This window comes from Kitasatospora sp. NPDC051702, from assembly GCF_040681575.1.
GTDB lineage: Bacteria > Actinomycetota > Actinomycetes > Streptomycetales > Streptomycetaceae > Kitasatospora.
On the sequence record NZ_JBFAZB010000068.1, the window covers coordinates 26,239 to 39,035 of the forward strand.

The window sequence follows — 12,797 nt, forward strand, 5'->3', positions numbered from 1 at the left end:
GAAATCGCTTCTCCGGCGCCCCTCGCGGGCGGCCCGGAGGGGAACCCCCCTCAGACGGTCCGGGCGGCCCGGCCGGCACGCCCCCCGCCGGGCTCCGGTCCCCGGCGCGACGCGTGCCGGGTGGTCCGGGCCCGGGCCCAGGCGGCGAAGCAGACCAGCGCGGCGAAGCACGGCACCATCAGCACGCCGTAGACCACCAGGAAGCCGTCCGTCCCGAGGTCGGCGGCGGCGTTCCAGGTGCCGTGCAGGGCCATCGCGGAGAGCAGCCCGAGCGGTGCGGCCAGCCGGGAGAGCCACCGCCGGCCGCTGGTGAGGGCGACGGCCAGGCCGATCCCGGTGAGCGCGGTGAACAGCGGGTGCGCGAAGGGGGAGAGCAGCGCCCGCAGTACGAAGGTCTGCACGGTGCTGTCGAAGTCGCGCAGGCTGGGCGGGTCGCCGAGGCCGATGCTGTCCAGCCGCTGCCGCTGGTCGCTGGTGAAGGCCCGGCCCAGGTAGAGGGCGTTCTCGGTGAAGGCGAAGCCGCAGGCGGTCATCCCGCCGAGCACCACCCCGGCGGCCAGGGTGCGCGGCCGTGAGCGGCGGTGCGGGCCGGTGCCGGAGGCCGGGGCCGGGCACAGGTACGGCAGCGGGCGCAGGTACGGGCGCAGCCGGAGCCGGCCGGGGGCGGCCGGGCGGTGCGGGTGGGGCCGGGGGACCCGGGCCGCCGGCAGGCGGCGCAGCAGCGGGTCGCAGGGCCGCCCGGTGCGCCGGCCGTGGCAGCGCAGCCGCTGGCCGAGCGGCAGCAGCAGCACCAGCAGGGCGGTGGCCTTGGCGGTCTCCTCGATCACCGGGGTGGCGATGCCGGCGCCGAGCAGCTCGCCGAGCGCGCCCTGGTGGGCGGTGAGGTAGCTGGCGGTCCAGTTGTTGGCGAGGATGGCGACGGTGGTGGCCGCGCAGGCGCCCCAGCCGAGGCAGAACACGGTGTGCCGCAGTGGCACCCGGGCGGTCAGGTTGAGCCAGGCCAGGGCGCCGAGCACGAACGGCAGCGGCACCATCGCGAGGCCGATCCCGACCAGCAGCCCGACGGTGCCGGTCTGCCGCTGGACGAGGTGCAGGATCAGCACTCCGCAGCCGACCAGGGTGAGCACGGCGGTCGCGGTGACCGAGGAGAGCGCCACCGACCGCCCGCGCCGGGGCGGCGGGGCCGGGGTCGTGGGGAACGGGGCGTCCGGCCGGGACAGCGGACGCCGGGCCCTACGCTTCCGGGGCCCCGGGATGGTCCGGGTGTCTCCGGTGCGCGGGCCGGTCTCCGGTGCGTCGGCGGCGGCCTGGACGGTGGCCCGGGACCCGCCGCCGGACGGACTGCCCATGCGGCACAGGGTAGGCCACCGCACCCCCGGGTCGGGAGGACTCGGGACGAGTCGTCCGTCCGGGGCGCGCCCGAACGGTCAGCGTGCGGTGGCCTGTTCGAATTCCTGGCGGGGGTTCAGCGGCGGCGGAACAGCAGGTCGTGGACGACGTGGCCCTTGGCCAGTCCGGCCCGCTCGAACTTGGTGACCGGGCGCCAGTCCGGTCGCGGCGCGTAGCCCGGGACGCTGCCGTCCGGGTGGTCCGCGGGCTCCAGCCAGCCGGTGCCGTCGCCCTCGGGGTGCAGGTTCTCCAGCTCCGGGGAGTCGGACAGTACGGCGAGCATCTGCTCCGCGTACGGCTCCCAGTCCGTCGCGCAGTGCACCAGGGCGCCGGGTGCGAGCCGGGGCAGCACGAGGTCCAGGAAGGACGGCTGGACCAGCCGCCGCTTGTGGTGCTTGGGCTTGGGCCACGGGTCGGCGAAGTAGACCCGCAGGCCGGCCAGCGAGGCGTCCGGCAGCATGTCGCGCAGCAGGATCACGGCGTCACCGGCGGCCAGCCGGACGTTCTGCGACCCGTCGCGCTCCAGCATGCCCAGCAGGTTGCCGTGGCCGGGGGTGTGGACGTCGGCGGCGAGGATGCCCGCGGACGGGTCGGCGGCGGCCATGGCGGCGGTGGTCTCGCCCATGCCGAAGCCGATCTCCAGGGTGACCGGCAGCCCGCCGAACAGCTGCCGCAGGTCGAGCGGGCTGCCGTCGATCGGTATGCCGTACGTCTCCCAGCCCCGGTCCAGGGCGCCCGCCTGGGCGTTGGTCATCCGGCCCCGGCGCGGCTGGAAGCTGCGGATGCGCCGCTCGCGGTGCTGGGCCTCGGTGGCCTTGTGCGGGTACATCGGCGCGGGGTAGCCGGCCGGCGCGGCGGACAGCCGGGCGGACGGCGAGGGCTGGGGGATCGGGGCGGTGGCAGTCACAATCACCCGAGTCTACGGGGCCGCCGGCGGCGCCCGGCGGGGCCTGTGACGCGGCTCATCCGCCGGCCTCCAGCGCGGCCAGCGCGCGGCGGGCCACCTCACGGCCGATCGGCAGCGAGGCCGTCGCGGCGGGGGAGGGCGCGTTCAGCACGTGCACCGTCCGGCGCGGGGAGCGCGGGTCGGCCGGGTCGAAGCCGGCGAAGGCGAAGTCGTCCAGCAGCGAGCCGTCCCGGGCGACGGCCTGGGCCCGCACGCCAGCGCCGGCCGGCACCAGGTCCTCGGCGGTGACGGCGGGCAGCAGCCGCCGGACGGCTTCGGTGAACGCCCGCTTGGACAGCGAGCGGTGCAACTCGCCCAGCTCGTACCGCCAGTGCCGCCGGGCGATCCGCCAGGCACCGGGGAAGGCCAGCGTGCCGGCCAGGTCGCGCGGCCGGACGGTGCGCCAGTCGTACCCCTCGCGGGCGAGGGCGGGCACCGCGTTCGGGCCGACGTGCACGCCGCCGTCGACGCCCCGGGTGAGGTGCACGCCCAGGAACGGGAAGGCCGGGTCGGGCACCGGGTAGACCAGGCCGCGCACCAGGCCCCGCCGGCCCTCGGCCAGTTCGTGGTACTCGCCGCGGAACGGCACGATCCGCACGCCGGGGTCGTCGCCGGCCAGCCGGGCGATCCGGTCGCTGTGCAGCCCGGCGCAGTTCACCAGCACCCGGCAGCGCAGCTCCCCGTCGGAGGTCCGCACCGTCACGCCGTCCGCCCGGCGGTGCACGGCGCGGAGCTCGCAGCCGGGGTGCAGCCGGGCGCCGGCCTCCCGGGCGAGCCGGGCGTAGGCGATCGCGACGGCGGGGAAGTCGCAGATGCCGGTGGTGCCGACGTGCAGCCCGGCCAGTCCGGTGACCTCCGGTTCGTACCGGGTGATCCCGGCCCGGTCCAGCTCGGTGACCGGGATGCCGTTCGCCCGCCCGCGTCCGGCCAGCGCGGCCAGCCGGGGCAGCTCCCGTTCGTCGGTGGCCACGATCAGCTTGCCGGTGACCTCGTGCCGGACGCCCTGTTCCCGGCAGAACGCCACCAGTTCGGCGGCGCCCGTCACCGCGTAGCGGGCCTTGTACGAGCCGGGGCGGTAGTAGACGCCGCTGTGGATCACCCCGCTGTTGCGGCCGGTCTGGTGCGCGGCGAAGCCGGGCTCCTTCTCCAGCACCGCCAGTCGCAGGCCCGGTCGGGCCCGGGTCAGCGCGTACGCCGTGGCCAGGCCGACGATCCCGCCGCCCACCACCAGCACGTCGACGTCGTGCGCCACCGCCAGCTCCTCGCCGTCCGTCCGCCCCCCGCCGCCGATGCTGCCACGCGGGGCGGGCCGGGTCGAGGGCGCGCCGGGCCAGGGGCGGGCGGCCCCCCGACCGCCCGTCCCGGGCCCGGCGCTCCGGCGGTTCAGGCCTCCCAGGGCCAGCGGGCGTCCCGCCCGGCCTCCAGCAGCGGGATGAGCCGGAACGCGGCGTCGCCGAGGCCGCCGAAGGTGTGCCGGTTCGCGCCGCCGCTGGGGCCGTGGCCGAGGGCGTAGCCGGCCAGGTTCCAGGTGTAGACGGGCACCGCGGCCGGCACCGCGGCGAGCGGGTCGCGGCCCCAGCGGCCGGGGCCGGTCTGCTCGTCGGTGACGATCACCACCCGGTCGTGGCCGCGGTAGTGCGCGCGGACGGCGTCGGCGGTGTCGGTGCCGCCGAGGCTGGAGAAGCGCTCCAGCACCCGCAGCACGGCCTCGCCCCGGGCGACCGGCACCACCCGGCTGGTGCTGCCGAACTCGACCAGGTCGGCGTCGGCGGCGCGGACCTTCAGCGCGGTGCCGAAGATCGCCGCCGAGTCGGCCCGGTTGAGCTGGGTCGGGCCGTCGGGCCGGTCGAACATCGAGCCTGAACGGTCCACCAGGATCAGCGTCCGGCCGGGCAGCGCGGGCACGTTGGCGAGCGAGTGGGAGAGCGCGGTCTCCAGCGCGTGCCCCCAGCGCAGCGACGGGGCCTGCCGGTGGGCGGCCAGGTACCGGAACGGGAACTGGCGCGAGCGCCGGACCTCCCCCGGGTCGGCGATCCGCCGGGCGACGTCGGCCGCGACCGCGTCCGACACCCCGGCCCGGTCGAAGTTGCGCAGGTTGCGCACCAGCGCCATCGAGCCCATCGACGGGATGACGGCCTCCCAGACGGCCGCGTCCAGCGGGCCCTGCAGCCAGCCGGCCAGCGCCTCCCAGGTCAGCCCGCCGGCGGCCACCCGCTCGGCGCCGCCGGGCCCCGTCACGGCGTCCCGCCGCTCGCCGACCGGCAGCGCGAGCAGTTCGCGGTTGGCGGTCAGCAGCGGGTCGGACGCGGGCGGGACGGCCTCCTCCGGCCGGTGCCGGCGGTCCAGCGCGTGCGCGAACAGGGCCCCCTGCCAGGGCTTCGCCGGGTCCGGGGCCGGGTGCGTCAGCTCCAGGACGTCACCGAAGCGGTAGCCCTTGCCCGGGGTGTCGTACTTCAGCAGCGCGCGGGCGTCGTAGAGGCGGCGGACGGCGTCCGCGACGCCGCGCTTGAGCGGCTTGGGCAGCGCCCGGCCGTAGCGCGAGGTCCAGTACGCGAGCAGCTCGCCGGGCTCGTCGGGGCGCCGCAGCACCGCGTCGACGGCCTGCCGGGAGTGGCCGTGGGCACCGGCGTCCAGCCGGGCCCGGGTGAACTCGGCGGCGCCGACCAGTGCGGCGGTCCGGAGCTGGGCGCCGTGGCGCAGCCAGCGCAGCAGCCCGAGGGTCCACTCGGGATCGGCGACGGCGAGTTCGCGCACCAGCGCGGCGTACCGGTCGTCGCGGTCGTCGGCGCGCTCGTGGAAGGTGTCCTGGCCGACGGTGTTGGCGACGGCGAGCAGGAAGAGCTCGGACCTGCGGTCCCGGACGTGGCCGGTGCCGCCGTTGTGGTTGCGGGCGCGCCGGCCGGTGGTGGAGACCGGCGAGGCCGGTGCGGCCTTGGCCTTGCGGACGTTGAATCGGGACATGGCGAAGCCCCCCTGGCCTGCTGGTTCGGAGCGGGAGGGAGGCGTGGCGGAGGAAGGGGTGCCCGAGATCGTGCCGGCCCGGAGGCCGACGTCGGCGGAGGTGTATGCCTTGTGCTCTACCCGGATTGAGCTAGCGGCCGCGCTCGCGCACGGCACGCCCGGGACTCGAACCCGGAACCGCAAGATCCGAAGTAACCCCCGCCTGCGCACCGGGCACCCCGGCGCTCAGCCCCCCGAGATCGGAGTCGGCCGCGGTCGATGGAGATCCGGCTTCAACGCGCCCCACGGGGGCACTCGACCGAAGTAACCGCTGCCGGCGCACCGGGAGGTGCGGAAAACGTATTCACGTGTGGGTGTCCAGAGATCGAAGGCGGCTGAGGTGACGTAGCTGCTCTGGCCACTGAGCTACACCGGCCCGAAGCCGGTGACGGGATTCGAACCCGCGACCTGCCCATTAGGAGTGGAAGTAACCCCGGCCTGCGCACCTGGACGAGAGAGACCATAGCCAGGCCCCTCCCGCCGGTGCATCCGAATTACCGCCGGGAGCCTCCCCGTCAGGCCGGGGCGACCGTCACCGCGCGGGCGCGTTCGGCGAGTTCGCGCACCCGGCGCTCGCCGTGGAAGGGCTCCAGGCGGCGCAGCATCTCCACCACGTACTCCCGGCTGCGCTGGGAGGAGATCCGGCCGGCCACCTCGACGGCGCGTTCGCCGGCGGCGACGGCGGCGTCCAGGTTGCCGGCCTCGGCCTCGGCCATCGCCGAGACCACCAGCCGCAGTCCGTGCGAGCGGACGTAGCCCTCGGTGGGCTTGGCCAGCGCCTCCCGGGTGAACTGGCGGACCTTGGCGGGCACTCCGAGGTCGCGGAAGCACTCGGCGGCGTCGGCGGCGAGGCGGTCGTAGGCGTAGAAGTCGATCCACGCCGGATCGGGATCCCCGGCGCGCGCCCGCTCGAGCGCGCTCTCCGCGGCACCGAGCGCCGTCGCGCACGCCGCCGCGTTGCGGGCCTTGGCCTGGGCCCGCGCCTCCACCAGGTGGAAGAAGCTCATCGTCCGGGCGGTCGCCAGGCCCCGGTTGCGCTCCAGGGCGGCCTGGGCGAGGTCCACCGCCTCCTCGGCGAAGCCCCGGTACCCGGCCTGCAGGCTCATTGAGGCGAGCACGTAGCCGCCGAGCGGCACGTCGGCGGCGGCCCGGGCGAGCCGCAGGGCCTGGATGTAGTAGCGCTGGGCCGCCTCGTGCTGCCCGGTGTCGAAGGCCATCCACCCGGCCAGCCTGGTCAGTTCGGCGGTCGCGCCGAACAGCGCCCGGCCCACGGTGTCGCTGTACGAGGCGAGCAGCAGCGGGGCCGCCTCGACCCGCAGGCACTCCGGCACCATGGACGAACGCCAGTCCCCGCCACCGTACTTGGAGTCCCAGCGGCGGGCCTCCTGGGCGGCCTCGCGGAGCTTGGCGGCGTCCGAGTGGCCGACCCGGTAGGAGGAGGCGTCGCTGGGGGAGCGCGGCACCTCGCGGGCCACCGAGCCGTCCGCCGGGGTGATCAGCCAGCGCGAGACGGGCGTCGCGTAGGCGGCCACCGAGAAGGTGCCGGCCAGGCTGTCGCTCCAGCGTCCGCCGCCGGGGCCGCGGCGCAGGTCGAGGTCGACCCGCCACAGGTCGGTGGCGGAGCGGACGGCCTCGGCGACGTCGCGCGGGAAGGCCAGGCCGAGTTCGGGGGCCGGGTCGGTGTCGCCGAGCCCGATCTCCTCCAGCGGTACCGGGCGGCCGAGTTTGCCGCCGATGGCGGTGGCGATCAGGTGCGGGACGGGCCCCTGCGGGACCATCCCCTTGCTGACCCAGCGGGCCACCGAGGTCTTGTCGTACCGCAGCGTCAGACCGCGCTGGGCGCCGAGGTCGTTGACCCGGCGGGCAAGTCCGGCGTTGCTGATCTGGGCGAGGGTCAGGAGCGTGCCGAGCCGTTCGTTCGGTCCTCGTGGGCTGACGGTCATGGTGGCGGCGGCACCTCCTGCGGCCTTGTGCGCGGGGCCCGGGCGGCACCGGGCCGTAGCTGCTGTACCTAGAGTAGTCGGACGCGTTCCGACGGTTAAGAGGCCGCATTCCGGATGGCGGGATCGCGCACCCGGCGGTGTCGCGCGGGCCGGGCGCCGGGGTTGGTCCGGACCACTCGGCGCGGGTGGGTATTACCGCGCGCCGGAGCGTCGTGCTCCGGTCCCGTGTTCACGTGCGCCCGGCCGTGCCCCCTGGCCCGACCGGCTGGTCGGCGATTCGCTGGTGCCCGTGGGTCGGCCCGCCGTCGAGGACCCGGCGGGCCGGGGGACACCGCCGCCTCCATCCCCGCGGGCGGTGGCTGGGTCCGGGAGGGCGTGCGGACGCCCTCCCGGACCGGGCGACGCCTTTCGGCCATCTCGCGATGCCCATGCCAAGGCGGTGCGGGGGGCGGTCCGGGCCGGGGAGGGGGAGGCCCGGCCCGCCCCGTCACGTGCGTGAGCACGTCAACACCCTTCGGTGGCAAGGGGATCGGCCACGGAACCGGAACCCCCGACACCTGCCACGGATGCGCCGACCGGTGGCACGATGTCTCCTGACGGCGCGCCGGAAACGGGGCGGCCGCCACGGCACGCCGCGGACCGGCGAGGAGCCGCCCGGCGGTGGACGCGCCGCTCGGGTGGAGGTCCTCGTCGGGTGGAGGCGCGATGCGGTGGCTGACGGGCTGGAGCACGGGCGCGCTCCGGGCGGGCACGCCCGCGCACGAGACGCCCGGAACGGTCGCGCCGATCGCCGCGCGCCCCCTGTGGACCGGCCCCGACCCGCTCTGGGCCGTCGGCGACTGGCGCCCCGAGGAGATCCGCCTCGCCACGCTCCGCCCCGGCGCGCCCGCCACCGTCACCACGGGCCCCACCGCGCCCGACCCCGTCGAGGACACCCCCGCCACCACCCGCCTCGCCGTCCTCGGCCACTGCGGGGCCGCCGACGCAGAACTCGCCGCCGGCCTCGCCGCCGCCCGCGGCGGAGCCGTCCGCCACCTCACCGCCTGGCCCGGCAGCTACACCGTCGTGCTGCGCACCGGCACCCGCTCCACCCTGCTGCTCACCGACCTGGCCGGCGCCCAGCCCGTCTTCCACACCCCCTGGGCCGGCGGCACCGCCTACGCCACCGCCGCCCTCCCGCTCGCCGACCTGGTCGGCGCCCCGCTGGACACCGGCCACCTGGCCGCCCGGCTCGCCTGCCCCGAATCGCCCGAGGCGCTCGGCAGCGGCACCCCGTACCTGGGCGTCCAGCAGGTGCCGCCCGGCCACGTGCTCGCCGTCCGCGGCGGCCGTCCCTACCTGTCCGCGTACGACGATCCCGCCGTCCGCGAGCAGCCGCGCGACGAGGCGCCCGCGGTCCGCGAACTCACCCGCGCGCTGCTGGAGTCCGTCCGCTCCCGGGTCCGCACCACCGCGCCCGCGCCACCCTCCGGCGCCGCCGCCCGCGCCCGGCTCGGCGTCGACCTCTCCTACGGGACCGCCTCCGCCACCGTCGCCCTGCTGGCCGCCGCCGTCCCGCTGCCGCCCGCACCCGCGAGCGCCGCGCCCGGGCCCGGCGCGGGCGGCGCCGGCGTCGCCAGGAACGGCGCGGTCAAGGGCTCCTGGGCCCGAGCCGCGGCCCGGGAGCCCGCCCCGCCGGAACAGCTGGCCGCCGTCACGCTCGGCGAGACCGAGCCGCCGACCACCCTGGCGCTCGCCCCCGACACCCCCCGGCTGCGGCACACCGTGCTCGACCCCGGCCCCGGGACCCTCCCGTACGCCGGGCTGCGGGCCGACGCCCCGGCCGGCCGGCTGACCGACGAGCCGGGCCCCGAGCTCGTCGCGGCCTCCCGCGCCGAGGCCCGCTTCGACGTCGGCGGCACCGACCACCTCACCGGCTACGGCGCCCGGCAGGTCCTGGACGGGCACCCCGCCCGGCTCGCCGACCTGATCCGGGCCGGGCGCCCGCGCGAGCTGCTGCCCCCGGTCGCCGCACTGGCCGGGGCGGACCGCGCCGTCGCGGGGGTGCTGACCGGGGCGCTGCGCACCCCGCTCACCGTGGTCCGGGCCGCCCACCGGCTCTCCCGGGTCCGGTACGCCGAGGCGCTGGACGACGCGGCGGCCAAGCTGACGGCCCGGCACGTCCCGGGCGGGGCCGGCACGGCGGGGGACCGCTCTGCCGGTGACCTCGCCTGGTGCGTCCCCGGCCCGGCCGCCCGCTGGCTCTCCGACGAGGCGCTCTCCTCGGTCGCCCTGCGGCTCCGACTGGCGGCGCGCCGACCGGCGCCCGAGGAACATCCAGGCGCGCACCGCGCCCGGCACGCCCTCCACCGGCACGCGCGCTCCTACCGCACGCTCGTCCACGCCGCCGAGCAGCCCGGCCAGCGGCTGCACGCGCCGTTCCTCGACAACCAGGTGGTCCGCGCCGCCCGGCTGCTCCCCGACGACGTCCGGCTCCAGCCCGGCGCCCGGCACGCCCTGCTGCACGCCGTGCTCACCGGCGCCGGACGCACCGACCTGCCCCCCGACTGGGGCCGCGGACCGCGCCCCGACCGCACCGCCCCCGCCCGGGCCGGCCTGCGCCTCGCCGCGGACGGCATCGCCGAGCTCTTCGACGCCCCGCTGCTCGCCGAGGCGGGCCTGATCGACCTCTCCGCCGTCCGGGCCGGCCTCACCGACCCCGCGACCCCGCTCTCCCCGGCGGCCCTCGCCGGCCTCGCGGAGCTGGTCTCGACCGAGCTCTGGCTCCGCCGGGTGCGGGCCCGCCGCCACGGCGCCTGCTGGACGGGCCTGCCGGTGGCCCGCCCGCCGGCACTGGCCCCGGTCCGGTTCGGCTGACCGCCGGCGGGCGGCGCGGATCAGCCAGGTGGGCGCGGGTCCGGCGGTCCGGTGCGCGGTCGGCCCGCCGCGGCGCGCCCGGTCCGGGACGGCGGGGCTCGGGGCCGGCGCCGGGCGATGATGGCGGGGCGGAGCCGGTCCGCGGGTGAGGAGGTCGTGGTGGCCAGCGTGAGCGCGGAGGAGTCCGTACCCGTGGTGCTGTCGGTGCTGGGTCGGCCGCCGACGGGCCGGCCGCCGGGGGTGCTGGCCGCGTGCGACGGGTCGGACGGGTCGTTGTGGGCCCTGGACCGGGCGATGACCGAGGCGGAGCTCTTCGGCCTGCCGCTGTACGTGCTCGCCGTGGTCAACCCGGCGCCGGCCGGCTATCCGCCCGGGATGGCGGAGCTGGTGCAGGAGAGCGTGGAGACGCTGGTCGAGAGCATGGCGGACGGGCTGCGCCGTGCGGTGGCGGCGGTTCAGCGGCAGCGCGCCGAGCCGTTCGCCGGGGAGATGTCGCTGCACGTGGTGCTGGGGAACGTGATCGAGGTGCTGCTGGAGGCGTCGACCCGGCAGCACACCATGGTGCTGGGCACGCGGGGGAACGGGGGCTTCGCCCGGCTGCTGCTGGGTTCGGTGAGCGCGGCGGCCGTGCACCACGCGGCCTGCCCGGTGCTGGTGGTCCCGGCGCCCGTCGAGGCCTGACCGCGGACGGACGGTCGCCCGGGCGGACGGACCACCGGACCACCGGGCAGTCGGGCAGAGGGACGGCCGGCCGGCGGTGTCGGGAATGTACCGAGATGGTTCATCGTTCACCTATCCCGACAAGCGTCCCCCGCCCCCACCCCTGGAGCCCCCTTCATGAAGGTCGAGATCTGGTCCGACATCGCCTGCCCCTGGTGCTACATCGGTAAGCGCCGTTTCGAGGAGGCGCTGGAGGGTTTCCCGGGCCGGGAGGGCGTCGAGGTGGTCTACCGGCCGTACCAGCTCGTCCCGGACGCGCCCGCGACGGCGAGCCCGCACCGCGCCTGGCTGGCCGAGCGCTACGGCCCGCAGTCCGTGGCGATGGACGCCCGGGTGGCCGAGCTGGGGCTGGCGGAGGGCATCGCCTACGACTTCGACGCCGCGCTGCACGCCAACACCTTCCTGGGCCACCGCCTGCTGCACCTCGCCGAGACCGAGTACGGCCCGGCCGCCCAGGGGCGGCTGAAGGAGGCCCTGCTGAAGGCGCACTTCACCGACGGCGTCGACGTCGGCGACCGCGCCGCGCTGGCGGACGTCGCGGTGTCCGCCGGACTCGACCGGGACCGCGTGACGGCCTACCTGGCCGGCGAGGAGGGCGCCGACGAGGTCCGGGCCCAGCTGGCCGAGGCCCGGGAGCTGGGCATCACCGCCGTGCCGACCTTCGTGTTCGAGGGCAAGTGGGCGGTGCAGGGCGGTCAGGAGGCCGACACCTTCCGCAAGGTGCTGGAGCAGGTCGCCGCCGAGATCGGCGAGCGCCGGCCGGCCCCGGTGCAGGTCGCCCCGGCCGGGGAGGCCTGCGCGGACGGCGCCTGCGCGATCTGACCCGACCCGTCCCGCCCGCCCCGGTCCGACCGGGGCCGCTGACGCACCCCGCCGGGGCCCGCCTCAGGAACACCTGAAGCGGGCCTCGGCCCAGTCCGCCACGTTCAGCGCCGACCAGACCCCGTGCACCGGTGTGACCACCAGCCGGATCGACCGCTGCCCGGCCAGCGGTACGTGCACCGGGACGGCGTCGTCCCCGGCGGCCAACGGGCGGGAGCGCCACAGGACGTCGCCGTCACCGCCCTGGACGGTGAAGACCACGCCGCCGGGCGACAGGGTGGTGTCGTCGACCCCGGCGACGGCGTCGAAGGACGTGCAGCCGCGGTTGAGGTCGATCACGGTGGTCGCCGGGGCGCGCACGGTCACGGCGTGCGGGTGGCGGTCACCGGCGATCCAGGCCCCGGCGCGCTGCCAGAACCAGTCGCTGCCGTTCTGCCGGATGCTGGGCCCCTCCGGCGGCACCCGGTTCCGGCCGGGCTTGACCACGGGCAGCGAGTCGGCCCAGAAGTCGGTGGGAGCCGGCGGCGAGGGCGGGACGACGGTCGGGGTGGGCACCGGCGGCACGGTCGGCACGGGGACGTCCGGCGGCTCGGGGGTGGGGACGGCCGGCACGGTCGGCGTCGGCACGGGGGACGCGACCGGGGTCGGCTCCGGCTCCGGGGTGCGGGTCGGCTCCGGGGCCGGCGTGGCCCGCGGGGTGAGCGGTGCGGCCTTCGGCCTCGTCGGCGCCGCGGTCGGGGTGGGAGCGGGGGCGCGCGTCGGCCGGGTGACCGGCTCGGCGACCGGGCTCGGCGCGGGCGGCTCCGGCTCCGGTTCGGCACTGCTCGGGGCTGGCGCGGGGGCGGGCGGCGCGGGGGCGGGCGCCACCGGACTCGGGGCGGCCGGGGCGCTGGTGACGGCGGGAGCCGCCGCCGGGGGCAGGGGTTCGGAGGATCCGGTGAGCGCGTACGCGGCGACGGCGGCCGCGGCCACCGCGACGGCGGCGGCGATCCCGGCCTTGGCGGCGGCGCCCAGGCCCTCGGCGGCCACGGCGCAGGAAGGTGTCCGGCGTCTCGGGGTCGGGCTTCGGTGCGGGGGACCGCAGCATGTTACGGATCTTGAGGTCTTCGTGCGCGATGAAG

The 12,797-nt window shown here is 77.4% G+C and carries 9 protein-coding genes and 1 tRNA gene; 3 read left to right on the forward strand and 7 right to left on the reverse strand.

Annotated features, from left to right (window positions below):
- Positions 1 to 50: 50 nt before the first annotated feature.
- The 6 genes from AB0N04_RS35870 to AB0N04_RS35895 form a co-directional block, all read right to left on the reverse strand.
- Positions 51 to 1,349, reverse strand: a complete 1,299-nt coding sequence (locus AB0N04_RS35870) for a PrsW family intramembrane metalloprotease (protein ID WP_360218573.1) — start codon at positions 1,347 to 1,349, stop codon at positions 51 to 53.
- A gap of 116 nt (positions 1,350 to 1,465) precedes the next feature.
- Positions 1,466 to 2,296, reverse strand: coding sequence for a tRNA (guanosine(46)-N7)-methyltransferase TrmB (gene trmB / locus AB0N04_RS35875; protein ID WP_360218576.1), 831 nt, complete (start codon positions 2,294 to 2,296; stop codon positions 1,466 to 1,468).
- 55 nt (positions 2,297 to 2,351) lie between these two features.
- A complete protein-coding gene (lhgO, locus tag AB0N04_RS35880; RefSeq protein ID WP_360218578.1) occupies positions 2,352 to 3,587 on the reverse strand; it encodes an L-2-hydroxyglutarate oxidase in 1,236 nt (411 codons plus the stop codon).
- A gap of 131 nt (positions 3,588 to 3,718) precedes the next feature.
- Complete coding sequence (locus tag AB0N04_RS35885; RefSeq protein WP_360218581.1) at positions 3,719 to 5,296, reverse strand: TROVE domain-containing protein; 1,578 nt, start codon at positions 5,294 to 5,296, stop codon at positions 3,719 to 3,721.
- 419 nt (positions 5,297 to 5,715) lie between these two features.
- A tRNA-Ser gene (locus AB0N04_RS35890) sits at positions 5,716 to 5,773 on the reverse strand.
- 77 nt (positions 5,774 to 5,850) lie between these two features.
- Entirely contained in the window at positions 5,851 to 7,278 is a 1,428-nt protein-coding gene (locus tag AB0N04_RS35895; protein WP_360218584.1) for an MFS transporter, read from the reverse strand.
- Positions 7,279 to 7,983: 705 nt separating this feature from the next.
- Here AB0N04_RS35895 and AB0N04_RS35900 point away from each other — a divergent pair.
- The 3 genes from AB0N04_RS35900 (at position 7,984) to AB0N04_RS35910 (ending at position 11,676) form a co-directional block, all read left to right on the forward strand.
- Entirely contained in the window at positions 7,984 to 10,134 is a 2,151-nt protein-coding gene (locus AB0N04_RS35900) for an asparagine synthase-related protein (RefSeq protein WP_360218587.1), read from the forward strand.
- Positions 10,135 to 10,293: 159 nt separating this feature from the next.
- Positions 10,294 to 10,815 carry a universal stress protein gene (locus AB0N04_RS35905; RefSeq protein WP_360218590.1) on the forward strand — a complete coding sequence of 174 codons (522 nt, stop codon included), beginning with the start codon at positions 10,294 to 10,296 and terminating at the stop codon, positions 10,813 to 10,815.
- Between the two features lie 156 nt (positions 10,816 to 10,971).
- The gene (locus tag AB0N04_RS35910; protein ID WP_360218593.1) at positions 10,972 to 11,676 is read left to right on the forward strand and encodes a DsbA family oxidoreductase; all 705 of its coding nucleotides are present in this window, start codon (positions 10,972 to 10,974) and stop codon (positions 11,674 to 11,676) included.
- Between the two features lie 63 nt (positions 11,677 to 11,739).
- Here the strand turns inward: AB0N04_RS35910 and AB0N04_RS35915 are convergent, their stop codons facing one another.
- The gene (locus AB0N04_RS35915) at positions 11,740 to 12,705 is read right to left on the reverse strand and encodes an NPCBM/NEW2 domain-containing protein (RefSeq protein WP_363365649.1); all 966 of its coding nucleotides are present in this window, start codon (positions 12,703 to 12,705) and stop codon (positions 11,740 to 11,742) included.
- Positions 12,706 to 12,797: the final 92 nt, after the last annotated feature.